The sequence below is a fragment of the Pseudoalteromonas sp. CR1 genome, assembly GCF_019392235.1.
Classification (GTDB): domain Bacteria; phylum Pseudomonadota; class Gammaproteobacteria; order Enterobacterales; family Alteromonadaceae; genus Pseudoalteromonas.
Map to the genome: position 1 here is coordinate 90,184 of NZ_JAHXRM010000013.1, position 25,086 is coordinate 115,269.

24 protein-coding genes are annotated in these 25,086 nt (G+C 41.0%); 9 read left to right on the top strand and 15 right to left on the bottom strand.

Annotated elements, in window-relative coordinates; genetic code table 11:
• The first annotated feature begins 29 nt into the window (after positions 1-29).
• The 3 genes from KZZ04_RS12510 (at position 30) to KZZ04_RS12520 (ending at position 4,790) form a co-directional block, all read left to right on the top strand.
• Positions 30-875, top strand: coding sequence for a DUF4198 domain-containing protein (locus tag KZZ04_RS12510; protein ID WP_058403677.1), 846 nt, complete (start codon positions 30-32; stop codon positions 873-875).
• A gap of 292 nt (positions 876-1,167) precedes the next feature.
• A complete protein-coding gene (locus KZZ04_RS12515) occupies positions 1,168-3,699 on the top strand; it encodes a TonB-dependent siderophore receptor (protein WP_219422877.1) in 2,532 nt (843 codons plus the stop codon).
• A gap of 197 nt (positions 3,700-3,896) precedes the next feature.
• The gene (locus tag KZZ04_RS12520) at positions 3,897-4,790 is read left to right on the top strand and encodes a hypothetical protein (protein WP_219422878.1); all 894 of its coding nucleotides are present in this window, start codon (positions 3,897-3,899) and stop codon (positions 4,788-4,790) included.
• 105 nt (positions 4,791-4,895) lie between these two features.
• Here KZZ04_RS12520 and KZZ04_RS12525 read toward each other — a convergent pair whose 3' ends face one another.
• Genes KZZ04_RS12525 through KZZ04_RS12535 form a run of 3 tightly spaced genes read right to left on the bottom strand, consistent with a single transcriptional unit; the run spans position 4,896 to position 9,082 of the window.
• A complete protein-coding gene (locus KZZ04_RS12525; RefSeq protein ID WP_219422879.1) occupies positions 4,896-5,996 on the bottom strand; it encodes a lipocalin-like domain-containing protein in 1,101 nt (366 codons plus the stop codon).
• Between the two features lie 7 nt (positions 5,997-6,003).
• Positions 6,004-8,433: an FtsX-like permease family protein gene (locus KZZ04_RS12530; RefSeq protein WP_219422880.1), complete on the bottom strand. Its 2,430-nt coding sequence runs from the start codon at positions 8,431-8,433 to the stop codon at positions 6,004-6,006.
• Positions 8,426-9,082 carry an ABC transporter ATP-binding protein gene (locus KZZ04_RS12535; protein WP_219422881.1) on the bottom strand — a complete coding sequence of 219 codons (657 nt, stop codon included), beginning with the start codon at positions 9,080-9,082 and terminating at the stop codon, positions 8,426-8,428. Before KZZ04_RS12535 ends, KZZ04_RS12530 begins: the two co-directional genes overlap by 8 nt.
• A 201-nt stretch (positions 9,083-9,283) precedes the next feature.
• Between KZZ04_RS12535 and KZZ04_RS12540 the strand changes: the two genes are divergently transcribed.
• Entirely contained in the window at positions 9,284-11,173 is a 1,890-nt protein-coding gene (locus KZZ04_RS12540; protein WP_138528154.1) for a monovalent cation:proton antiporter-2 (CPA2) family protein, read from the top strand.
• A 97-nt stretch (positions 11,174-11,270) separates the two neighbouring features.
• On the opposite strand, the gene KZZ04_RS12545 is transcribed toward KZZ04_RS12540, so the two are convergent.
• From KZZ04_RS12545 to KZZ04_RS12585, 9 genes are all read right to left on the bottom strand, one after another.
• Positions 11,271-11,642 (bottom strand): hypothetical protein, encoded by a 372-nt coding sequence (locus KZZ04_RS12545; RefSeq protein WP_219422882.1) that lies wholly within the window; start codon positions 11,640-11,642, stop codon positions 11,271-11,273.
• 14 nt (positions 11,643-11,656) lie between these two features.
• Complete coding sequence (locus tag KZZ04_RS12550) at positions 11,657-12,178, bottom strand: YcxB family protein (protein WP_219422883.1); 522 nt, start codon at positions 12,176-12,178, stop codon at positions 11,657-11,659.
• 63 nt (positions 12,179-12,241) lie between these two features.
• Positions 12,242-12,922 carry a hypothetical protein gene (locus KZZ04_RS12555; RefSeq protein WP_219422884.1) on the bottom strand — a complete coding sequence of 227 codons (681 nt, stop codon included), beginning with the start codon at positions 12,920-12,922 and terminating at the stop codon, positions 12,242-12,244.
• A 44-nt stretch (positions 12,923-12,966) separates the two neighbouring features.
• Positions 12,967-13,317 carry a hypothetical protein gene (locus KZZ04_RS12560; protein ID WP_219422885.1) on the bottom strand — a complete coding sequence of 117 codons (351 nt, stop codon included), beginning with the start codon at positions 13,315-13,317 and terminating at the stop codon, positions 12,967-12,969.
• A gap of 113 nt (positions 13,318-13,430) precedes the next feature.
• Positions 13,431-13,865 carry a hypothetical protein gene (locus tag KZZ04_RS12565; protein WP_138528160.1) on the bottom strand — a complete coding sequence of 145 codons (435 nt, stop codon included), beginning with the start codon at positions 13,863-13,865 and terminating at the stop codon, positions 13,431-13,433.
• 289 nt (positions 13,866-14,154) lie between these two features.
• On the bottom strand, positions 14,155-14,892 hold the full coding sequence (locus KZZ04_RS12570) for a hypothetical protein (protein WP_219422886.1): 738 nt from the start codon (positions 14,890-14,892) through the stop codon (positions 14,155-14,157).
• A 112-nt stretch (positions 14,893-15,004) separates the two neighbouring features.
• On the bottom strand, positions 15,005-16,795 hold the full coding sequence (locus KZZ04_RS12575; RefSeq protein WP_219422887.1) for an alkaline phosphatase: 1,791 nt from the start codon (positions 16,793-16,795) through the stop codon (positions 15,005-15,007).
• A gap of 11 nt (positions 16,796-16,806) precedes the next feature.
• Complete coding sequence (locus tag KZZ04_RS12580) at positions 16,807-18,390, bottom strand: alkaline phosphatase (protein WP_058403666.1); 1,584 nt, start codon at positions 18,388-18,390, stop codon at positions 16,807-16,809.
• A 516-nt stretch (positions 18,391-18,906) separates the two neighbouring features.
• Positions 18,907-19,674, bottom strand: coding sequence for a sulfite exporter TauE/SafE family protein (locus KZZ04_RS12585; RefSeq protein ID WP_235591406.1), 768 nt, complete (start codon positions 19,672-19,674; stop codon positions 18,907-18,909).
• Positions 19,675-19,844: 170 nt separating this feature from the next.
• On the opposite strand from KZZ04_RS12585, the gene KZZ04_RS12590 reads away from it, so the two are divergent.
• The 5 genes from KZZ04_RS12590 to KZZ04_RS12610 all read left to right on the top strand — a co-directional run bounded on the left by KZZ04_RS12590 (position 19,845) and on the right by KZZ04_RS12610 (position 23,081).
• The gene (locus KZZ04_RS12590; RefSeq protein ID WP_058403665.1) at positions 19,845-20,594 is read left to right on the top strand and encodes a GntR family transcriptional regulator; all 750 of its coding nucleotides are present in this window, start codon (positions 19,845-19,847) and stop codon (positions 20,592-20,594) included.
• A gap of 404 nt (positions 20,595-20,998) precedes the next feature.
• Positions 20,999-21,208, top strand: coding sequence for a cold-shock protein (locus KZZ04_RS12595; protein ID WP_006792548.1), 210 nt, complete (start codon positions 20,999-21,001; stop codon positions 21,206-21,208).
• A gap of 187 nt (positions 21,209-21,395) precedes the next feature.
• Positions 21,396-21,605 carry a cold-shock protein gene (locus KZZ04_RS12600; RefSeq protein ID WP_006792549.1) on the top strand — a complete coding sequence of 70 codons (210 nt, stop codon included), beginning with the start codon at positions 21,396-21,398 and terminating at the stop codon, positions 21,603-21,605.
• A gap of 161 nt (positions 21,606-21,766) precedes the next feature.
• Positions 21,767-22,012, top strand: a complete 246-nt coding sequence (locus tag KZZ04_RS12605; RefSeq protein ID WP_006792550.1) for a DUF3297 family protein — start codon at positions 21,767-21,769, stop codon at positions 22,010-22,012.
• A gap of 166 nt (positions 22,013-22,178) precedes the next feature.
• Positions 22,179-23,081, top strand: coding sequence for a homocysteine S-methyltransferase family protein (locus KZZ04_RS12610; protein WP_219422888.1), 903 nt, complete (start codon positions 22,179-22,181; stop codon positions 23,079-23,081).
• 17 nt (positions 23,082-23,098) lie between these two features.
• Here KZZ04_RS12610 and KZZ04_RS12615 read toward each other — a convergent pair whose 3' ends face one another.
• The 3 genes from KZZ04_RS12615 to KZZ04_RS12625 form a co-directional block, all read right to left on the bottom strand.
• Positions 23,099-23,923: an alpha/beta hydrolase-fold protein gene (locus tag KZZ04_RS12615; protein ID WP_219422889.1), complete on the bottom strand. Its 825-nt coding sequence runs from the start codon at positions 23,921-23,923 to the stop codon at positions 23,099-23,101.
• A gap of 369 nt (positions 23,924-24,292) precedes the next feature.
• Positions 24,293-24,736 (bottom strand): MerC domain-containing protein, encoded by a 444-nt coding sequence (locus tag KZZ04_RS12620; RefSeq protein ID WP_306430583.1) that lies wholly within the window; start codon positions 24,734-24,736, stop codon positions 24,293-24,295.
• Positions 24,737-24,744: 8 nt separating this feature from the next.
• Positions 24,745-25,065, bottom strand: coding sequence for a transcriptional repressor (locus KZZ04_RS12625; protein ID WP_257903624.1), 321 nt, complete (start codon positions 25,063-25,065; stop codon positions 24,745-24,747).
• Positions 25,066-25,086 lie beyond the last annotated feature (21 nt).

Sequence of the window (25,086 nt, forward strand, 5' to 3'; positions counted from 1 at the left end):
TTTATAATTCGAATTTAAAGGAAAGAAAAATGAAAATTAATTTATTAAAAACAGCATTAATTGGCGCACTTAGTTTATCAGCGCTGGTATCTACTTCAGCCAGCGCACATGGCCGTTGGTTATTGCCATCACACACCTCACTTTCTGGCGATAAAGCGCATTACGTAATGATTGATGCCAGCATTTCTAACGAAATGTTTGCACCCGACAAAGCCTTTAAGCCAAAAGAAAAAGACGCCCAATGGGACGACACATTACTAATGGCACTTATGCCAAATGGCGAGCCTGTTAGCGACACTATTCGTGCTTATTACTTAAAACGTAAAAGTTCAGCAGCAATAAGCTTAACTGAGCAAGGCACCTACCACATTGCAATGACACAAAAGCCAATGTACATGACCTTCTATAAAGACGAAGAAGGTAAGCGTAACCGTGTATTTGGTAAAAAAACAGACGCTAAATTACCTAACAACGCTCAAGGCGTGCGCACCACTAAAGTTATTTCAACAGTCGATACCTTTGTAAGCCGCAACGGTACATCTAAGCCAGCACTGTTAGGTTTAGGCTTAGAGCTAAGCGGCCCTACACACCCAAATGACTTATTTGTTGGTGAGAAAGCACGTTTTCAATTACTACAAGACGGAAAACCAGTAGGCGAAGGCATTGAAGTTAATATTTTAAGAGGCGATACTCGCTACCGTAACGAACGTGGCGAAGTAAAAGTAATCACCGATAAAAACGGCTTTTTTACAACAACATGGAACGCACCTGGTGTTTATTTAATAGAAACCGCAACCGAAGTTGATGTGAAGGAAAAAGGCGTAGATTCAGGTCGTTATGCTTTATTTACAACGCTTGAAGTAGCGCCTGAGTAAGTATTTAGGCATTCATTTAAACATATTTTTAAGCCAAGTTTTTAACTTGGCTTTTTTTCTGCCTATCACTTTTTTTGCAATCTCTCTTTTACTTTTATTGATTTCGTCACCATTCACTACAAGATTACAACAGTAACGATCTAATCGTCTATAACGTACGTAAACAGTGGCCTTACTTATTAAAAACGTGAATAACATAGATGGTTTTTATCTTTGCACGTAGTTGAGCGCTTCTATATGATTCGCTCCTTTTTCAAACTCACCAAAACAACGACGTTCTTAAGGAACATTCATGACTTTTAAGCGTTTATCAGCCAATAAATTAGCACTTAGCTTGGCCGTAACCTCTGCACTTAGCAGCTCTTTCGTTACAGCTAATGCGGCAGAACAAGATACCCAAGCACAAGAGAATATAGAAGTAATCTCAGTAACAGGGACTCGCCGTAGTTTGCGAAGTATTGCTGAAAGCTCAGTGCCAGTAGATATTATTACTAGCAGCGACATGGCAAGCACAGGTCAACTTGAAATCAGCCAGGTTCTTGCTAACCAAGTACCCAGCTTTAACTTTCCAAGCGCCACTTTAGGTGATGGAACAGATCACGCAAAACCTGCTGTACTGCGCGGCTTAGCGCCCGATCACACTTTAGTGCTTATCAATGGTAAACGTCGTCACTCTGGCGCGCTTTTAAACTTAGCGGGTGTTGTAGGCAGGGGCTCTACCGCGGTAGATTTAAACATGATCCCTACATCAGCCATTAAGCGCGTAGAAGTACTACGCGATGGTGCCGCAGCGCAATACGGCTCAGATGCCATTGCCGGGGTGATTAATATTGTTTTAAAAGACGCCTCTGAAGGCGGCAGTGTAAGCGTAACCTATGGTGAATACGACACACAAATGGCGGGCGCACCTAACTTAGAAAGCGCCTACGCAGATGCAAACGGCGATCTTGCATTTAACCTAGGTGATGACCGCGAAATTAGCGATGGTGCAACGCGCACTATTAGCGCTAACTCTGGATTTGCATTATCAGACAGCGGCTTTATAAACGTATCGATTGAATACCGCGATAACAGCCCAACACAACGCTCTGGTTTTGACCCTCGTGAACAATACAGCCGCCTTGACGATGGCAGCCTAGACCCGCGCGAATTTACTATTGATCGTTACAACCATCGTTTTGGTAAAGCAGACCTTGAAGATTACGCTTTATTTTACAATATGGGTTACGAGCTTTATAACAGCCTAAACCTGTATTCTTTTGGTAGCTACTCAAAACGAGAAGGTAATTCAGGTGGTTTTTACCGCCGTTCACAAGACAACCGTAACGTATTAGCACTTTACCCAGATGGCTTTTTACCGCAAATTGAAACCGATGTTGAAGACTACTCATTAGCCCTAGGCTTAGAAGGCGAAACGGGTGACTGGACATGGGATGTAAGTACCAACTACGGCCGAAACGACTTTGCACTAGGTGTTGTAAATAGCTTAAATACGTCTCTGGGCGCCACCAGCCCCACCGAATTTGATAACGGCGCATTAGTTTATGACCAATTTATAGTCAATGGTGATGCCAGCACAACCCTTGATTTAGGGTTACCTGACGACGTATTTTTTACTCTAGGTGCTGAATACCGCCACGAAAGCTATAAAATAGAACAAGGTGAAGAAGCCTCATACATTACTGCCCTTGATAGCAATGGCAACCCAATTGCAGCCGGTGGCGCACAAGTGCTTTCGGGTTTTGGCCCAGAAAGCGTAACCGATGAAAGCCGCCATAACGTTGCACTATTTGTTGAGTTTGACACCTACCTAACTGAAAATTGGAACATGGTTTTAGCAAGCCGCTACGAAGATTACAGCGACTTTGGTAACACTTTTACCTCAAAGCTTGCAACACGTTACAGCGTTAACGAAAACCTGTCGCTACGTGGGGCAATTAGCACAGGTTTCCGTGCGCCATCGCTTGCACAGAGCTCGTACCGTCAAATTTCTACTGTACTTGAGAACAACCAAGCGTTTGAAGTGGGCTTATTCCCAACAGATGCACCAGCAGCACAAGCCCTTGGCGCAAAACAATTAGACGCTGAAGACTCAGTTAATTTAACAGCTGGTTTTGTATACACCCAAGGTAACTTTAGCTTAACGGTTGATGCCTACCGTATTGATATTGATGACCGTATTGTGCTCTCGGAAAACTTAAGCGGTGCCGCAGTACAACAAATTTTAGCGGATGCTGGTGAGTTAAATACCGAAAGCGTACGATACTTTACCAACGCCATCGACTCGCGCACACAAGGCGTAGACATTGTTGCAACTTACCTACTACAGCTAGATAACTTTGGCGACGTGCGCTTAAACGCAGCGGCTAACTTTAACGACACCGAAGTAACACACGTTGACGATAACCCTGAGCAATTAAACTCATTAGGTGACGACTATGTTGTATTTGCACGTCGTGAAGTGGGTCGTTTTGAGCAAGGCACACCAGACAACAAATGGAACCTATCGGCAGTGTGGAACTTTAACGAATGGCAAACAACTTTGCGTGCAACACGTTATGGTGAAGTTGCCGATATTTCTACTACCGCCGATCGTGATGAATACCTAGACGCTAAATGGATAACCGATTTAGAAGTTGCGTATCGCCCTAATGATGAATGGAAATTTGCACTCGGTGCCAACAACTTATTTGACCAATACCCGCAAGCCACGGTCGATAATATTGGTTACTCTACCTTTAGCCAAATATTTCCGTACACACCGTATGCACCATACAGTTTAGATGGCCGCTTTTTATACGGTAACATTACCTACAGTTTTTAATTAAAACTGACGTTTAAAACGAAAAGGATGCTTTATTCATCCTTTTTATTAATAATTAGTAATTTTAACCACTAATTAGTCTTTTAATTTTCAACAAAAAAACTAAATTCATTATAAAACAAACACTTAAATTTAGGCCCCATTTTTGCTCTAGTCTTGTTATATTAACTAATACTGTCACATTAAAAGGACTAACCATGAGCTCATCAACTGTATCTACCATTGCTAAACCACTTTCACTAATTAGTGGTATTTTATTATTAAGTGGCTGCGTGTTTCATATTTCGCCAAGCGTTGCGTCGGTAAAACAAACACAACAACTAACATTACCTAGCAATAACCTTGAATACCTAGACGTACTTAGCGGCGCGGGTTCACTTAAAATAACAGGTTCATCAACAGCAACCAGTATTAATGTTGACGCCACTATTTATACAGCCGACATAGACGATGAATACGAACTCACCCTTGATCAAAGTGGCACTAAAGCAAAGCTTGTTGCACAAAACAAAAGCAATAATGGAGTTAGCTTTTACAGCGGTCAATCGCCAAGTATTGATTTAGTGGTCACCGTACCTAACAACCTTATGCTAGATATTGATGACGGCTCGGGCGACATCACTATTAACGCCATGAAAAATAATATTGATGTAAAAGATGGCTCTGGCAGCTTATCAATCAATGGCGCTAAAAACCTAAACATAGACGACGGCTCGGGCGATATTTCTCTTCAAAGTATCACTGGTAACCTAGATCTTAACGATGGTTCGGGCAGCATTACTATTAATAACGTTAATGGCAATGCAAATATTGATGATGGCTCAGGCGATATGAGTGTAAACAATGTACGTGGTACGTTAACCGTTGAAGACGGCTCGGGCAGCATAGCAATACAACATATTAATGGCGCTGTAGACGTTGAAGATAACTCGGGCGACTTAACCATTGAACATGTTGATGCAAGCGTTACCATTGAAGATGGTTCGGGTAGTATTCGCGTTAATCATGCTAAAGGGTTAACAATTACAGAAGCGGGCTCGGGCGATGTAAGTATTGATAATATTAACGGCCCTGTAAAATTCGACCAATAAACGCGAGTATACAACCTCAGGTTTAAATAACCTGAACTGTGAATAATAAAATGCACTTAGCCTTGGCTTAAGTGCATTTCTTTTTGAAAGCCATTTTATTGCCCGCTAATAACCAACTAACTCTGCATAACCTTTACCTTTAAAACCGCCTTGGGTTTTAATTCGCCCCTCCCAGTAGGGAATGCTCAATTGATTTCGTGAATCGGGGTTACGCGCTTCAATTATAATTGGCTCAAACCCTTTAACTTTGAGCTGCCACTTAACTGGATAGGTTTTACTACTGGGCGTTGTTTGGGCTGTAAGCTCAGATGTTTTTAATACCTGTAAGGTCACGTCGTCATTTGCAATAGCGCGCACTTGTCCACTTTGTGTAATGTGCGATGCACTGCAGTAATCATAACTTTGTTGACCATTACGAATACAAAATGCCATTAAGCCCCCCTGTTTTTTATCATCAGCCTGAATGCTAAACCAGTCCCAACCATTTTGGGTAGGATCGATTAGCGCCGAAGACCACTCTCTGTCTAACCAAGCATCTCCAGTTACTTTAAAAGTTTTACCCGCAAATGTGATGTCGCCTTGGGCGTGTAAAAACGGATAGCTGTAATAGTAAGAAGCATGCCCCTGGTGGGTTTTTTGGCTGTAACCTTGCTCGCCATGTTTTACAAGCGGGCTATTAGCCAGCACTAGGTTAGCACTGTAATTTTCCTGCTGCGCCTTTAAGCTAAGCGGTAAAAATGTTACCTCCTTACTTGCTAGCTGCCAATCATCTAGGCGAGCTTCAAATGGCTGCGCTGTTATATTTACTTGTCCCGATCGGCCATACTTTTCGAACGCTTGATGCTGTGAATCGGTTTGTATTGCAAAGTGAGCAAAGTAAAGCTGCCCATTCCACCAAGGTGATGGTTCTGTTTGTGTGTTTTGCTCATCAACCGAGAGCCTAAATAAAGTCCATTGCACACCAAAGGTATCGCCATTATCTGCTTTTAAATTAGCAGTTACGTACCACCATTCAATTCCTTGCTGATGATGCGCCCCATGATCGCGTGGAAAGCTCAGCCCTTGTTTTTTGTTTACAGGTTCACCATATTGTTGCGCAAACCCGCTATGCATTTTTTTATTTTGATTTACTTGCTCTACTTCGGGCTGACATGCGCTTAATGCGCTAATAAAAATAAAGGTAACGGATGCTTTTAGTCTATTCATGTAAGTCCTAGTGCTTGGCAACATTATCGGCAACGGCGCTTCGCGTTAATTTTATTAGCGGTAACGCGCTCACAAATAAAGCTAACATAAACATAAGCACCGTAAAGCCACCTAACTGTAGCCAATTAACGGTCATGGCCATGGTCCAACCAAAGGCAATTGGCATGACGTAAGTTAATAGTACCCATCCAAGGCTAAGCCCCAGTGGTATAGCTAATAACAAGGTGGTTAAAATAATAAGTGCAGCTTGCAGTACTTTTGCCCCCAATAATTGCTGCTGGGTGACACCCAGCGTTTGCAATACCGCCATGGGCTGTAATTGCCCCCGCCCTAAAGTTAAAAAGCTCACCCACATGCCAAATAATGCAATCAGCATAATGAATATATTAAGCGCCTGAGTAACATAAAAAGTTTTACCAAATAACTGTTTTGCAAAGCGTTTAAACTGCTGATTAGCAATGACCTGTTGGCTATCTAATTGGTGCTGTTTTTGAATATATTCGGCTATGGCGTCAACATCGCTATTAGAATTTAGCCAAAGCGATAAACCATACTCGGTGTAGTTTAAGCTACTATCCAATAATGCTGCTGTAGTGACTACTACATTTAACCCTTGCTCGCCGTAATCAAAATAGGCAGCGCGTACTTGGCAAGTTAGTGTATTAATATGCTGTTTTAGGGTTATTACATCACCTACTTTAAGCGAATACTGCAGCAAGGCGGGTTCGTTCACTAAGCAACCCACCACCCCGTTTTTGTTTTTTTCAAATACTGCAGATGTAGGTGCTTTATTGTTTAACAAAGTAAGGTGTTGGTTGTAGCTAGCCGTTGCACCAAATGCCATAACATCAACAGCTATCCTATTTTTAGGTGTGTTAAGCTCACTGTTAGCTGACCAATATACGCCTACTTTTTCGACCTCTGGGAGTTCACGCAATTTAGCCCCTAACGCTTGAATGTTTTGATCGGGCCTTACGTATAAATCGGCGCTTAGGCGTTTTTCAAGGTGTGTATCTAAGGTGTCGCTAAAACTGCCAACCATAATTTGCATACCTACGGCGGCCCCCATCGCCATTAAAATAGCGAGCACTGAGCTTAGTAATGCGGGTAATTGCACTAGGCTGTCGGCTTTTAACCACTGAATAATGGGGTTTCGTGTTGGCCATGGCAGTTTAAAAACGGCTTTAACTACCGGTGGCGTAATAACAAAAAAGAGGAGTAGCACACAAACACACAGCAATAAGGCGCTTATTTTGGTATTTGCCGTTAACGCTAAGTAGCTGGCTGCAAAAATAGCTAACGCAAACATTAGCCATTTAATACGCGTTAAAAAAGTACTTAATCGAGCCGATTGACTGGCTAAAAACCCCAACAAAACAACAATATTAAGTGTAAAACCGCTAGCAATCATGCTGCTATCAAGATTTACTACAAAGCTTCTATCTAGCTGGTAAAGCCCTCTAAGAGTCGCCGATACATCCATAACCAAGGCGTTTGCTAGTGCCGCGCCTAATATCGCACCTAACACAGCCGCAAAAAAACTAAGCACCGTTAATTCAATAACCAGCGCCTTAATTAACACTGACCTTTGACAACCCAGCACCCACATTTGCTGCTGCAAGTGAGCGCGCGCATTGTACGCCAGCTTAATTGCATTAAAACTTAAAAACGCACCCACCACATAACCTAACAAAGCCAGCGCTTGTAAATTAAAGAAAAAAGCCTCAGAGAGCGCATCAAAAGCCTGCTCTTGCGCAGCTTCAAGCCGTGCTTGATCGCCTAACAATACCTTTAATTGGGCTGTTTGTTTATTATTTAAGCCACTTACTTCAAAGTAACTAATTACCCCATTTGCGCGCAGTAACTTGTCGGCAAGGCTAATATCCACCAGCATGGTCATGCCTAAACCTTGTAACTCGCTTACCGCTAACGTGCGTGTGGCATCGCCCATGTTTATATTAATACGGCTGTTTTTTAAATTTAGCCGCTGCATTAATTTAGGATCGATATAAACAGTATTTAGTAGCTGTTCAAACCCTGAATAACGATTGTTGGTTGTTGATGCTGAGCCGCTGGTATTTTGTGTAAGCCACTGTAATAAATTGACGCCCCTAAGCGCGAGTTTTTGCTGCGTATCGGTTTCAATTACGCCTTCTAAAACCGGTTGAACCTGCGTAAAGCCAGCTGCTCTAATGCGCGACCACATACTGTTGGGCAACCTGTTTTCGCCTAATACGGGGCGTACAAAATGCGTTACTGGGTTTGCAATTAATGCTGTGGTTTGTTGATAGCGCTTACCGGCCTCTAAATTTAAGCCCTGTATTGCAGTAAGTAGCGCCGCGCCTAAACTAAAACCAATGAAAAACAGTAATAACAGCCCTACATGACGGCGATAAAACTGCATATACGTTATTAAAATAAGTTTAAGTTCAGCCATTAATTTGGCCATCTTTTAAAAACAATTGCGTAGCAAACTGATCGGCCAATCGCTGACTATGCGTGACCATAATTAGTATTATTTGCTCATCTTCACACAAGCTTTTTAATAGCGTAACGATATCGAGTGAGCGAGCGGCATCAAGGTTGCCCGTAGGTTCATCGGCCAATAATAGCTTAGGCTTATTTAATAGCGCACGACCTATGCCTACTCGTTGCTGCTCGCCACCAGAGAGTTGCTCAGGCATTGCTGTAAGCTTGCCTTCTAAACCCAGTTTTTTAGCCATTGTATTTACTTCATCGTCGCTCGGCGATAACCCGTTAAGCCTTGCTTGAAAACACATATTGTCTTTCACATTTAACGGGCTGAGTAATTGGTAATGCTGAAAAATAATCCCTATTTTACGCCGATAAAGCGCAAGTTCACTGGCACTCAATTCACTAATTTTTTGCTCATTAACCGTAATAGTTCCAGCATCTGGAGACAGTAAACCGGCTAATAAATTTAATAATGTTGTTTTACCCGAGCCACTATCACCGAGTAAGGCAATGTGCGCAGCAGGTGAAATAGTTAACGATAAATCATTAATTATTTGTCGTTTCAAGCCACCATCTTGGCGTGTAAAAAACACATTATTTAGCGAAATCATAAAATGAAGCTCGTCCTAGTAGCAAAGTTTTTAGTTTTGTTTTAAACGTTACAGTAACAGCAATTCGGTCATTTAAGTGCTTTATTTAAGCACATTGCAATAAATTTTATCATTCAGTTAAAGCAATTTGACTGAGTAACTTATTGTATTTTATACGTACCTAAGCCATGCTAATTGTCTAAACTTTAATAAGGTAAGCATGTGTTAGAAATAGCGTTAATATACTTAGCTGCGGCTATTGTGGCAGTTCCTATTGCCAAGCGAGTTGGTCTTGGTTCGGTACTGGGTTACTTAATTGCCGGCATACTCATTGGCCCCTTTGCATTAGGGGTGGTGGGAGATCAAACCGATGTAATGCATTTCGCTGAGTTTGGCGTAGTAATGATGCTATTTTTAGTTGGCCTTGAACTACAACCCTCTCGCTTATGGAAACTTCGCCACTCTATTTTAGGGCTCGGTGGCCTACAAGTAGTGCTAACTGCCGCCGTTATTTTTGCATTTTGTTATTGGGTGTTTACCATGCAGTGGCAAACAGCCCTCGCTATTGGATTAATGCTTGCGTTGTCGTCAACCGCTATTGTGCTGCAAAGCCTTGAGGAAAAAGGCTGGCTAAAGCGCGAAGCCGGCCAAAATGCATTCTCGGTGTTATTATTTCAAGACATTGCCATTATTCCAATTTTGGCGCTGTTGCCATTACTCGCCTTTGCCCCACCAAGTAGCTCTAAAGAAATAAGCCATTCTATCATTGCCAACTGGCCTGTGTGGCAACAAGTCGCTGTATCGATAGGTGTGATTGCTGCCATTATTGCCGGTGGTAAATACGTATCGGCCCCGTTATTTAGGTACATAGCTAAAACTCACATGCGTGAAATATTCACTATTTTTGCGCTATTTTTAGTGGTGGCTATTGCCCTTGTTATGCAAAGTATTGGGCTTTCACCTGCATTAGGTACATTTTTAGCGGGTGTAGTCCTTGCCGAAAGTGAATTTAGACACGAGCTCGAAGCCGATATAGAACCTTTTAAAGGGCTACTTTTGGGGTTGTTTTTTATAACCGTGGGCGCCTCTATCAACTTTGAGTTATTGGCTAATGAGTTTTCAACTGTTATCGCACTTGTTGCGTTACTTATTGTGGTAAAAGCCTGTATTTTATATGCCCTTGCCATCACCTTTAATATTAGTAAAAAACAGCGATTACTGTTTGCATTAGCCCTTGCACAAGGCGGCGAATTTGCTTTTGTATTGTTAAGCGTAACCACAACACTGGCTATTTTAACGCCAGCACAAACAGGCTTAGTGACCCTTGTTGTTGCTGTATCAATGTTAGTGGCTCCGCTATTGTTAATGGTGTACGAACAACTCGAAAAACGCAGCCATACCAGTGCACCAGAGTTCGACAAGCCAGAGCAAATTAGCACAGCTAAGCACGTTATTATTGCGGGCTACGGACGTTTTGGACAAATTATGGGGCGTTTATTGCACGCCCAAGGCTACGAAATAACGGTACTCGATCACAGTCCTAGCCAAATAGAATTACTACGCCGCTTTGGTAATACCGTATTTTATGGTGACGCCGCCCGCCAAGAACTCCTTGAAGCCGCAGGCGCACACACCGCACAAATGCTGGTTGTTGCCATTGATGATCCAGACAAAACCATTGAAATAATTGAGCTTGCCCACAAAAACTACCCACAATTAAAAATTGTTGCCCGCGCAATAGACCGTCGCCACGCATACAAATTACTTAATTTAAAAGTAGATGCGTTTAACCGCGAAACCGTCGACTCAGCTATTAACTTAGCCGTAGAAGCACTCGAACTACTTGGAAACAACAAACAAGACGCTGAGCGTGCTGGTAAGCTGTTTAGAGAACACGATCGCGCTGCGGTTGTGCAACTTGCTGAACTGTGGGGCGACGATGCAAGCTACGGCGTAGCTGTGCGCCAACGTATGGAAGATTTAAAACAGGTATTACAACAAGACAGGCAAGCACAAAGCGATTTAAATACCTGTGAACACGGCGACTGTGAAGACGGCCTTACAGAGCTCGCCGATAGGCCTAAGAAGCCTGATGATACTCATTTAGAGTAGTGTCTAAAAATTGATATGTGCTATTAGCATGAGTTAATAGCACTTTTAATAAATACCGTACTCAAATAAGCTACCTAAAAACATAGCCTTACTTTAGCTAATGTTCAAAACGCTTATATATTCCTAGCCAATCTGAGTGTTCAGGATATTTAATCTTATAAGCATTTATTTCAGCCTTAGAGGCGTATTGAAAATAGGTAGAGACATAGTCACTTATGTAGCTTTCGCCTTCCCCCATTCTCCAAAAAATTTCGCTTGGGTGGTAATCTGGAAACTTAATCCAAGGCGGTATTGGTGGGTTGTGCTTTAACTCATTCTCATAGCGCTCTTTTAGCATTTTCTCCCAAGCAGCTCTATGCTCAAGATACTTATCTCGTTGTTCATCGGTAGTGTTAGCTTGTTTTTCACTTCCTATTGATGAAATAGGTATAAGCATTAAAATAAGCGCTAAAGCTTTGTAAGTACTCATAAAGTAACGCATGACTAGATATGGGCTTTAATTAAAGCTTTTAGTTCTTCTTTTTCGGCTTCGCTTGTAAAAGCACTCGCGGGGATTATTAAAGCCAATAGCTTGTCTACAAATATATATAAGTCGCCTTTATTTTCTTCTATCGCTTCAACGGCTTGCCATTTATAAAAGTAACGTCCTAGATGATTAGTTTCGCAAATACCATCAGCCTGAAACTCAATTGTTTTATTGCCAATCATTACACCATTTTCATTGGGGATTGATTGCTTTTTTATCTTATGATTATTGTATAAAAATACAATAATCAATATTAAAAATGGCACTGCTACAATTAATCCACTTGGCCAATGAAAGTCAGAAAGGCGAATAGACTCAACCTGAAAAAAAGTCATAAAAACAACGGTTAGCACACACCATGCAATCACATTTTTTATAAACCCTAAACTTTTATTATCTTTAGGCGCACACAACTTTTTTATTATAAAATCAGCATAGTCGGTATAATTCTTTTTAGTAACAGTAAAAGATTTGAGCATTGTCATGTCCATATAGAACGCCTTTAGCGCATAATTAGGTTGTGTGTTTAAGTTAATTACTAACTACAAGCGTGTATCAAGCTTAACTAACTCACCTGATAGTACATCAAAAATATAATAAAGTGTTTCACTCTCCGCCTTGGTATAAATTAAGGCCGTATTATTACTAATCAACTGATAGCCCTCAATATTATCCATAATGGATTTTAAGCCTGAGCCATCGTATTCAGAAACGAATAGCTCTTTTTTATCTTCACTATTTAAAAAGCCATCTTTGTTTGTATCGTTTTGTACAACTGAGTAAATATTTTTACTTAAAACGCTTTGGTAACTGGTTTCTTTTAATTGAACCGGAGAAAAGCCTACGATCAATCCGTTATTCTTGAATAACACTTTATTTTTCTGGCCAGTTTTAGTAAACATTAAATTTACTGCATTACGACTCAAGCTCAGTGCTGAGGTAACAATAATCTCAGCATTAGCCCTGTAAGGCTTTTGATTTATTATTTTGTCAGATGTGATTTCTAAAATGTGAACATCTTTGATTTGACCAATATAATTTTTTTGTAACTTTGGTTCTTCATCAAAGGCTGCGCTATGTTCAATCACCTGAACCTTAGGCGCAGAATAGCCACTTTTAAAAAGATCACTAATAAGGCTCTTACCAATAGCAAAAATTACAACTATCGCGGCAATAAATAGTAATACCTGGTTAGATTTCTCAATAAAATTCATAATGCGCATATTCGATGCAAACTCCTTATAAGCAACTGTTTAAGCTTTGGTAATTAGTTTTTTACCCATGTAATATTGGTTTCTTTAATACCTAAACCTTGCTTGAATCTTTCAGGAAACTCTAATGAGGGCTTACCAGTCCATCCTCTCTCAAGGTATAAATTGTAGCCGTCATCATTTTTTTCATATTTAACAGCGGACAACCAAATACCATCCCAATCACCTAAAAAATCCAGTTCGGCTAAAGTGTTTGGATATAAGCCATTGCGGGTTTTATGTAGTTCAATGAGAGAAATAGCAGATACAAAATTTTGCGTACCAAACCTTTCATCGGCTCCAGGTACTTCAAAATCACACCCGGCTAGTAATAAGATAAATAAAAGACTAAATACGTACTTTCTCATTAAAAGTAACTCCTAACTTTGTTTAAACATTGCGAACAATTAAAGCGCCGTAAAAAACTCAACCAAGCTACTTCAAACTTTCTGAGCGACGTTGTAAAAAAGAACAATAATTTTTATTTTAACGGCGGTGGTATTGCTATGATTGCTTCTGGCCGATTTGCTCTGAGCAACTCTTTTAAATTTAACTGTATTCTTTCACCACACATCACTATTCCTTTTTTGTCTTGTGTTGTTGAGTAACCGAGTACTATATTTAGTAAATCTAATTCTTCAGGATTAACTTGAAAAAAAACGTTGTAATAACCTTCATAACTATTAGCTTCAGTAAAGTTTAAGTCTGCTAAAAAAGTATCTTTTATCACTAGAGTGAATGACGTTAAATAATAGCTCTTAAATATTTCAGGTACATATACATCATAGCCTGCAACGTTACCTACGCTATAGTCTTCATTTATTTTTGCAAAAGATGCGAGTTGACCTAGTTCATCATCACCGCAGGCGAATAATGAGTTAGTCCAGAAAAAACATATAACTAAAAGTGCTCGCATTTAAGTCCAATATAACAGCTTTGTTGAGAGGCATTTATGTAACGTCCCTATTGCGTAGACTTCTATTAATATCAAATAGCTTAAGTTATTGCCAACTAAAAATATTTGGCTGTAAGTGGCTGCTTATTTATAAGAAGAGGTGATTATTCGAGGTCTTCTGGGCAGAAATATTTTAAATGCACTTTATTTTACAGGGTGTTTGGTAGCTCACCACAGCTTGCTGATTGAAGTATAAATTTATCCCCAACACAGCAAGCTCGTTTTACACCATATTAAAACTCACCAAAACCTAGTGGTGGTGCCCACCTTGAATAGCTTCACCTTGTTGGTTATAAAACCCTGTTGCGCCGTGTTCTATAAAACCTAGGTTGATCATTTTTGCTAAAAACGGGTCGTTTTCGTTATCGCCAATGTCGGCGTAGTCAGTAGTTTGAAAGCGGTCCCACTGCGCAAATTGCGAAGTAACTTGCTGCTTGTTGTAGCTGACCTTATTTAAGCTTAATAACGTCATTGTTTGGTTTTTTGTGTTGTTTACAGTAAATGATTTAACAAGCTGAGTTTGGCTATAAAAAGCAAGTGAATAGGTATTTTCACCCTCTTGGTAGGTGTAGTTTTTTACTTCATCACAGCCTGTGCCTTGCGTTTTTTTAAGAGTCATTTTTTCAATTAACTGATTATCCACCAGCTGGTTTTTAGCACTCCAATTTTGTACGCCACGTACCTCTGATGGCTGATACTCAATTCCGCGTTGTTGGGCATTAAAATAACGTATTGGGCGAATTTGTTTATTGGCTAAATGCTGCCACAGCTCAGTGGTTACATCGCTCTGATGTGCTACTTGCTTGTTATTACGCCAAAGTGTAAGTATCTGACTACTTTGCTTGTTTTTGTGGGTATTGGTAATTGTGTAGTCTGCTTTTAAATACTGGCTATTTAGGTTGCACTGCGTGGCAAGTGCGCTGGTGCTTGTAAGTGTTGTAAGTGTTGTAAGCAACATGGTTGCGGATAGTGATAATGCTGTTTTCATGGAGTTCTCTGTATTTAACGTCACTGTTATTGCCATAACATACCCACTAACAGTGGCATTTTTATGACACAAAAAAGCCCGCAAAATAATGCGGGCTTTTAATGGGCTCTACTTACTGAGCCACTGTTTCGTCAGCTGTTTTAACTAGGTCAGCGGCAAAGTCCATTACGTGGAATAAAAAGCTTTGCTCGTTTGTGCCTGTAACTAAATGTGCACCTGGGCCCATTGCGTATACACCTACATCTTCACCTGCGTGAGTTTCTGAACTAAGTGGTACTAATGACTCTTGGTGGAAACCCGGAGTGGTTGTATCAACATTTGTTAAATCAACACGTCCTGTAACTGGTGCAGCTAAGTATGAGGCGTCGGCATTGGTTTCATCACCTAAGTCTCTGTAGCCTAAACCATTAGTGTAACCTACTGTGGTGTAGGGCATGTCGTCGGCGGCAAGACTTGGCTCGGTTTGACCTACTGCAACTACTTTACCTAGTATTGGGTTACCACGTTTTGGGTAGCCTGCAATGGTAAATACATGGCTGTGATCAGCAGTCACCACAATTAAGGTTTCTTCTGGGTTAGTGTTGTCCATTGCGGCCTTAACGGCTTTAGCAAATTCAATAGTATCGTTAAGCGCGTTGTATGCATTGCCTGCGTGGTGCGCGTGGTCTATTCGCCCGGCCTCTACCGATAAGAAAAAGCCCTTATCGTTGTTATTAAGCACGTTAATTGCTTTTTCGGTCATTTGCGAAAGCGACGGTTCGCCCGCAACATCGTTTGCCCGGTCGGCTTCGTATTGCATGTGGGATTCGTTAAATAAACCAAATACCTTGGTAGCATCGTCGCTAATAGCATCAAACCCTGCTTGGTCCATTACGTAGTTGCCGCTTGGGTAAGTAGCTTGCCACTCGGTGACTAGGTTACGACCATCGGTACGATCCCCTTCAACCGTGCTGATTGCATCGCTTGAATTAGCCGCGGCATCTTTTGGTAAAAAGTGACGACGACCGCCGCCCATTACTACGTCTATGCCATCTACATCAATACCGGCAAAACGTGCCTCTAGGTTCGCTTCAAAGTTTACTAGTTGCGATGCAATGTCTTCACAAGCATCTGAACCTGCTGGCATATCTGAGTTATCTTCCCAGTTACGATCAGCCGATTTGGCATACGTTGCCGCTGGGGTTGCGTGAGTAATACGTGCCGTTGAAATAAGGCCGGTTGCTTTACCTGCTATTTCAGCAAGCTCAAGCGAGGTCACCAGTTCGTTACCTGCAACGGTTGAACAAATACCGCGCTCAATGTCTTCGTCTACACCAATGACGCCTACATCGGTTTTAACACCTGACACCATAGCCGTCATTGTGCCTGCTGAATCGGGTGTTTGTGCATCTACGTTGTACGTTTTAACAAAGCCTGAGTAAGGCATGGTTTCAAAGCTAAGTTGGTAGTCTTCACCCATACCGCCTTCAAGCTGGCCTGCTAAAATTCGTGCAGCCGTAACGGTAGAAATACCCATGCCGTCGCCGACAAATAAAATTACGTTTTTAGCTTTGCCCGACTCAGTAACCGCCTCGGTATTAGCTTGCTGTGTTGCTGATAACTTAGTTTGTGCGTCGCTATACCATGCGTTACCTGTAAGGTTAGCTAATTGCTCTGTAGTTAGCGACGTTGCCGGCGCATTACACACTAGGTTAGATGAATTAACTTCGTCGCTATCAAGCACGCCATTTTCGTTTGTATCTACGCCCACTTGGGTTTCTACACCGCCATTAATACATTGCGCTGAGCCCACGGCTATGGCGTTGTCTACTGCGATAATGTTGTTATCACTTTTATCATCATCACTTGAACAACCCGCTAGCGCGACCATTACTGCTAAAGAAAGTACTGTTAATTTTTTCATGTTCGCCGCCATTATTGCTGAGTTAATTCAAGAGCTTGGTTAATTAGATGAAATACAACGTTTTGCTCAATTACACCTTGAGCAAGTTGCGCACCCGGGCCTTTAGCGTGCAGTGAAATATCTTCACCAGCATGTGTTTCAGAGCCAAGAGGTACAGTGGTTTCTTGGTGAAAACCTGGGGTTGTTGTGTCAACGCCGTTTAGCTCAACACGCCCTGCGACTGGGCCGCTTAAGTAGGTTGCATCAGCGTTTGTTTCATCACCTAGGTCTCTAAAACCTAAACCATTTGCATAACCTACTGTAGTGTATGGCATGTCATCGGCAGCAAGGCTTGGCGCTGTTTGGCCTACGGCTACTACTTGGCCTAAAATTGGGTTACCGCGTTTAGGGTAACCTGCAATAGTAAATACATGGCTGTGATCGGCAGTCACTAAAATAAGGGTTTCTTCTGGGTTGGTATTATCGATTGCCGCTTGCACTGCATTGGCAAATTCAATGGTGTCGTTAAGTGCGTTGTAAGCGTTACCCGCGTGATGTGCGTGGTCAATTCGGCCCGACTCAACCGTTAAGAAAAAGCCATTATCGTTTTTACCCAGTACATCAATCGCTTTTGTGGTCATTTCGGTAAGTGACGGCTCGCCTGCCACGTCGTTTGCGCGGTCAGCTTCGTATTGCATGTGCGATTCGTTAAATAAACCAAATACTTTAGTGGCGTCATCAGCAATGGCATCAAACCCTGCTTGGTCCATCACATACGTTGCATCTGGGTATTGTGCTTGCCACTCGGTAACTAGGTTACGCTCATCGGTGCGGTCGCCTTCAACAGCACTTACTGCGTCACTTGAATTAGCCGCAGCATCTTTTGGTAAAAAGTGACGACGACCGCCGCCCATTACAAAATCAAGGCCGTCTACGTCGGTGCCTAAAAAGCGCGCTTCTAGATTTTTTTCAAAATTAACTAGCTGTGAGGCAATATCTTCACAGCCTTCTGAGCCCTCTGGCATATCTGAAATATCTTCCCAGTTGCGGTCTGCCGATTTAGCATACGTTGCCGCTGGCGTTGCATGGGTAATACGCGCTGTAGAAATAACACCTGTTGCTAGGCCTTTAATTTCAGCCAGTTCTGTTGCCGTTAAAAGCTCGTTACCTGCAACCGTTGAACACACACCACGTTCAATGTCTTCGTCTACACCGATTACACCTACATCGGTTTTAACACCTGAGATCATTGCGGTCATTGTGCCTGCAGAATCGGGGGTTTGCGCATCTACGTTGTAGGTTTTAACTTGCGCAGAGTATGGAAATTTTTCAAAGCTTAAATAGCCTTCTTCACCTGGGTTACCTGCTCGTTGGCCTTTTAAAATACGTGCTGCCGTTAGGGTAGAAATACCCATGCCGTCACCCACAAATAAAATCACGTTTTTTGCTTTTGTAACTTGTGCACTTTGTGCCTGAGTATTTTTAGTAGCTAACGTAGTTTGTGCGTTTGTATACCAGTTATTATCTGTTTGGCTTTGTGGTAACACATTGGCATGGCTAGCGGCGCTTAACATAAATGTTAGCCCAACCGCCGCAGCGACTTTTTTAATTTTCATCCTTTATTATTCCCATTATGTAGTGGTTATTTTTGCTTGAAGCTAAAACCTCAAATAAGTAACCGCTGCACTATAGAAAATACATATGACTAATAAAGGACGTTTTAATGAAGAAAAAGTGACCAAAAATTGACAAAAATAAGACACAAAAAAGCGCAGCGGTTTAACGCTGCGCTTGTTGTTATACAAGGGAAAATATTTTTAATTATTAAAAGCGCGCCTTAAACGACACCCCAAAGTAGCGCTCTGCATCACGCGGGATTTGGTAACGGAAGTTATCGCCACTGTAGGTTGTTGCATAGCTTTCGTCAGTTAGGTTTTTAGCAATAAGCGATACTCTGAAGGCATCGTCTTGATGCTGATTGATGTACTAACAGGCCGTGGCTTCAAAGTCTGGCTTGCGTCATTCCAATGCATTTAAGAGGCTTCTTAACCAACCACTCACTGTTCATAAGATACTAGTTAAACTACTGTAATTCCCATATCAACGTAAATAAACTTAAGTTACCCACTAACTTACAATATACTCGCTGCTGATGTGGCCACCAGCGATACACCACTTAAGCCGAGCAATGTAATTGCCATTATATAAACCCATTTTGCATCGACGTAATGGGTTAATTTACGGGCAAAATGTGTAACTAAGAGCACAAGAGGTATTGCCGCTGCAATTAAAAACATAATGTCGGGCTCAGGTAAGGTACCAAATGTTGCAATACCTACACGCACAAAGCCGCTAATGGTAAATACAGCAAGTAATGTGCTGCGTATAGCCTCAATAGACCAACTTTGTTTATAGCACTGAAAAACCAACGGTGGTCCCGAGGTTGAAAACAGCCCGCCCAACAATCCACTTAAGCCGCCTGCGATTAAAAATGATCCACGCCCGCTTTTCTTATTTACTTTTGCACGGCCAACTAGCATTAAGCCACAACACAGCAAAATACTAACTCCTAAAATAAAGTTTAAAAGCTGCGTTAAATGCGCCGACATATACTCAAGTAAACCAAACCCTAGCAACATTAGCGGGATACCCGTATACAGCATGAGTTTTAGTTCAGGTACTTTTACTGCATTACGGTTTTTAACCACCACAGTGGTTGAGTTAACAAGCCCTAACAAACTTACTAAAAACGTGGTTGCTGTTAATGGCAATACATCTAAGAGCGTAAAACTGGCAACCACCAGCAACCCAAAACCAAACCCACTAAGCGTTTGCATTATGGTGGCAATGCCTAGACAAAGCGCCATAAGCAATATGAGTTCTAACGAGATACTGAGCACTTTAAATTTCCTAGATATGCGCTATTGTAGCGTAACGATTTGTTTTTAAGAACAAAGTAAATGTAAGCTGTATTGCAATTGCTCATAATTAATTGGGCTTACGCCAAGGTGCGCAAAAAGTACCACCTATGTTATAACTACAGGTGGATTAAATTTAACGGTAAATAACGATGAGTAACTCTTTGTTTGATCACAAATTAAGTGGCCCAAGCTTGGCTTTTCAACCGCTTTACTTACAAGTGGCTGATTATATTAAACAGCTCATTGTTGGAAGACGCTGGGTGCCTGGCGAAGCATTACCAAGCGAATTTCGCCTTGCTGAAGAATTTAATGTAAGCCAAGGCACTGTTCGTAAAGCACTTAATTTATTAACCGACGATAAAATAGTCACCCGCCGCCAAGGTGTTGGTACCTTTGTATCTGAGCATACCCCGCAAGACGCACTTTTTAGGTTTTTCCCACTGCAAGCCGACGGTAAAGGTACTGATTTACCCAAAGCAGAGCTGTTATCGGTTGAGCTTTGCCCTGCACCACTCGATGTAATTGAAGCCCTGCAACTTAATAAAAAAGACAAAGTCGCTAAGCTTGTGCGTAGGCGTATTATTGATAACGAATTTTGTATGAGCGAAACTATATACCTTCCACAAAGCTACTTTCCTAATATACATCAAAGTAGTGATATTCCGCATACATTGTACCATTACTATCAAACCAAATTTAATCAAACCGTACATAAAACCCAAGACAGTATTAAAGCGGTATTAGCGGATGAAACCGATGCAAAAATGCTCGCAATTAACACTGGCGATCCACTGTTACTGGTGTCGCGCATTACAGAATCGATTGAAGGTAAACGTATTGAATATCGCCAAAGCAAGTGCAGAAGCGATCATTACCACTACCAAATTGAACTTGATTAAAAAACCGCGCTTTAACCGCTAATAACTAGGGCCTTTTGCCCTGTATGAATTAAAGTTTGTTGAATCTAACGGCGAGATTTAATGGCGTCGTGAGGTTTTTAACCTAGTAATATCGATAACTGATATTTAATTAATCTACTGACTCATACCCATATAATAAATAAGAACGGCGAAACTAAAGAGTAAACTACCCTAAGCTAAAAAATAAAATAACAATAAAGCTTGGTGTATTATCAAACATGCTGTTATCCTGCTCGGCATCGGGTTGATGAAAACCCAGTTTATTTGTAAGTACCTCGTTGATATTAGTAATAATCCTTCGCGTTATCCTCAGTTAAATGCACGTTTTCTTCCTGTTAAATTGCCTATTTAGGGTACACTTTTATTTATTTTTAGGATCTATTATGTCTAATACAACAACTGGTACAGTTAAATTTTTTAATGAAGCAAAAGGTTTTGGTTTTATCGAGCAAGAGTCTGGCCCTGATGTGTTTGCACATTTCAGCGCAATCTCTGGCGACGGTTTTAAAACCCTTGCTGAAGGCCAACGTGTACAGTTTACTGTTACTCAAGGTCAAAAAGGCCCACAGGCTGAGAACATTGTTAGCATCTAATTGCTAAACAATTAAATGGGTTAGCAATAACCCATTTTGAATACTAGTTTGAAAGAAGTTTTGTTTTATTTGTTAGTACCCCGTTGTTTTAGTAATAATCCTGCGCGTTATCCTCAAGTTAACTATTTTTTCCGGCTCAATCGCCTCTTTTCAGGCACACTTATATTAATTTTTTAGGATACATATTATGTCTACTACAACTACTGGTTCAGTAAAATGGTTTAACGAAGCAAAAGGTTTTGGTTTTATCGAGCAAGAGTCTGGCCCTGATGTGTTTGCACATTTTAGCGCAATCTCTGGCGACGGTTTTAAAACCCTTGCTGAAGGCCAACGTGTACAGTTTACTGTTACTCAAGGTCAAAAAGGCCCACAAGCTGAGAACATTGTTAGCATTTAACATGTTTTAAATAAATGCGTTTTTTAACGCATTTATTACTCCCTTAGTTACCTTCTATCAGTATTACTAAAGCCCCTTCAAACATTTATTTCAGTCTTGCTTGAGCATAACTCCTGTATTGCCTACAATAGCGCACAATATATTCTATACAGATCCCTATTATGACTGATACAAATAAACCTGAATTACCTGATCAACTTTCTATTAATCCACGCAGCAAATTTTATGTAGAAGAAGTTTTTGAACATGAAATTGGTATTACACTTAACGGCAAAGAACGTTTTGACGTTGAAGAGTACAGCATTAGCGAAGGTTGGATTAAAGTAGCAGCACCTAAAGCGTTAGATCGCCGCGGCCAGCCATTACTTATGAAAGTAAAAGGCAAGGTAGAAGCGTTTTACAAATAGGTTAAACCTTATTTAAAAGTAAGCGACTCCTTTGGGCAGTCGCTTTTTTTGTATCTATTAAAAAGTATTGAGCTTTTTTCATGTTAAACCTGATGAAGTTTCACTATATTTTTAAGCAAAACATGTTTGAATGACGCCATATTATATAGAACAGCGGAAGCTTATTATGAATAAAGTAATTATTTTAGATGGTGGCATGGGCCGCGAACTTAAGCGCATTGGTGCTCCGTTTACGCAACCCCTTTGGAGTGCACAAGCACTTATAGAAGCGCCACACTTTGTCACTCAAGCACACACTGGGTTTATAGACGCTGGCGCTGAAGTAATTACTGTAAATAGTTACGCATGTGTACCGTTTCATTTGGGCGAAGCGCTTTATAATTCACAAGGTGCCGCGCTTGCTAATCAAGCTGCAATCATTGCAAAAAAAGCAGCTCAAAGTGCACAGCAAAATGTAATGGTAGCAGGTTCGCTTCCGCCGGTATTTGGCTCTTACCGCCCGGAGCTATTTGAACCTAAACGTGGTTTTACTATTTTAAATACACTTTATGACGCACAAAACGAGCATGTAGATTTATGGATTGGCGAAACTATTTCAAGCATTGAAGAAGCGCATGTAATGGCAAGTGTACTTAAAAATTCAAACAAGCCATGCTATTACGCATTTACTTTAAATGATGAAGTTAGCGAACAAGCAACCCTGCGCTCAGGTGAATTAGTAACTGACGCCATAACAGAACTACTTGAATACAATATTGCTGGTATTTTATTTAATTGCTCGATCCCCGAAGCAATAGAACAAGCCTTGGTAGATACTAATAAGGTCGTGTCGAAACTTAATAAAACCGTGGCGTTGGGCGCCTTTGCAAACGGCTTTACACCTATTGCCCATGACTATCAAGCCAATCAAGGCTCGCAAGCGTATCGCGATATTTCACCTTCAGAATACCTAGACTTTGCAAAAAAATGGCACAACCTAGGCGCAAGTATTATTGGCGGCTGCTGTGGTATAGGCCCAGAATTTATTGAAGTACTGGTAAGCTGGAAAAATGAACTCAAAAACACTTAGCGTTATTGGTTGTGATTTTATTGCAACCAATCAAGCCCTTGTATTGCTGTAGTAGGAAATGCTGTTGCATGGCTAGCGCCCTCAATAACCACACTTTTTAATTGTATGTTGTCACTGTTAAGTGCATTAATTTTTTGTACCAATTGCTTGGTACCCTCAACCATATTTTGTCCTTCACCAAAAGCAGGGGTTTCCTTTGCTCCCACCGATATATAAACTTTTATAGGCACTTTAGGTTTATTTGCTTGTAGCGCTAAGATTGCGTTGCTATCAAACCAATCAGACGGGCTACCAATAATATAATGGCTAAATAAATCGGGCTCTGTAAATAAAATAGTGGCACCTAATAAGCCGCCTAGCGAGTTACCTATGTAGGTTTTGTGAGTGTGACTAGCTCGGTAGTTTTGCTCAATATAAGGAAACACAGTGTTTTTAATAAACTGAATATGGCCTTGCGCATTACCTGTTTGTTTTTTCCAATCTTTTGCAAAGGTAGGTGTGTAGTCTCTTATTCGACTAGCTGATCCAATAGAGCCTTTTTCGTAACCTATGGCGACAATAATCGCCTGCTGCATTTTTCCGGTATTCATAGGAAATCGTGTTGCCCCTGCCACTATAGGAAACGTGTACGGCGCATCGGTTAAGTAAATAACGGGATATGTTTTATTTAGCTTATTTTTATATGACTTAGGCAATTGAATGTAAACAGGATAAACGCGCTTACTGGACGATTCCGTTAATTCAATAACGCTACTTCTAGGAATTTCGTAAGGCGTATTTGCACTTAATTTAAAACATATGAAAGCGAAAAGTAATACTAAAGATTTTAAAGCAGTATTCACTATATTAATTAACCTAAGCCAATATTAAATGACTACTTTAACTCACTTTTAGCCTTAGGCTATTAAAAAATAAACACTCGGGCCTGTTGACCTTTCAGGATTATAATTTGTTCAATCTAGGGGCTATTTAATCGCGGCGCGAGGTTTGTAACCTAGTGGGCTAAGTAAAAACCGAGTAACAAAGAGTAAATTGCCCCTAGGCAGAACCCTTCGGGCAGCGCCTGTATGGCATTTATACGTCGTTATCGCCTATTTATGGGGAGTAACCACACTTCATAGGCTCTGCCTTGCCTAAATACCAAACGGACTGCTGCAAATCAAAACTCGAAAGGTAAACAGGCCCTAGGCTTTGAAAGGCAGTGCTACATGTTAGTTGTTTGTAGCACTGATAACGCTAAGCGGCTTGAGTGCTTGAGCATGGGCAATTATCGTCACTTTTTTTAAGGCACTGTTGGTAATTAAACCAGTGAGCACCACTACAAATGCCGAACCAAGTAGAGTAAAGCCTTTTTCACCTACCTCGCCAAAAAGCGACTCACCCAACGTCACAGCAACCAGCATTAATGTAATACCCACTGCGCCAAAGGAGATATAACGCAAACGTTTATGCTTTTTACAACCTAGGCTCAAAGCAAGTAAACTTGTAGGTATAACAGCAACTAAAATCCAAAAGTGAAATTGCTCACTATTAAGCTCAAGCGCACCAATACTAGGTAGTAGCGATAATAAAATAGGCGTTGCAAAACAGTGCACTGTGCACAATACAGAAAGCCCTATAGCAAGCCTATCCATTACACTTTGATTTGATCTCATTTCTAATCTCACTTTTCTATTAACTCTGATGTACTGTGCTGGCACTCGTCGCATGTCCCCGATATCTCGAGTTGTGAAGTGGTTGGTGCAAAACCAGTTGCTTGTACTTTCTTGAATAACGACCTTACTAATTCATCTGTTTCATTTATTTCACTTACGGTGTGACACGAATTACAAATTAAAAATATTGATAACTGGTGATGACAACCGCCATCAGCATGACTGCAAGGCATATATTTATTTTCAGACTTCAATCGGTGTACTAAATTAACCGACTCCAATACATTTAAAATTCGATAAACAGACATCGCAACAATTGAAGAGTCCATTATTTTATTAAACTGATTTTT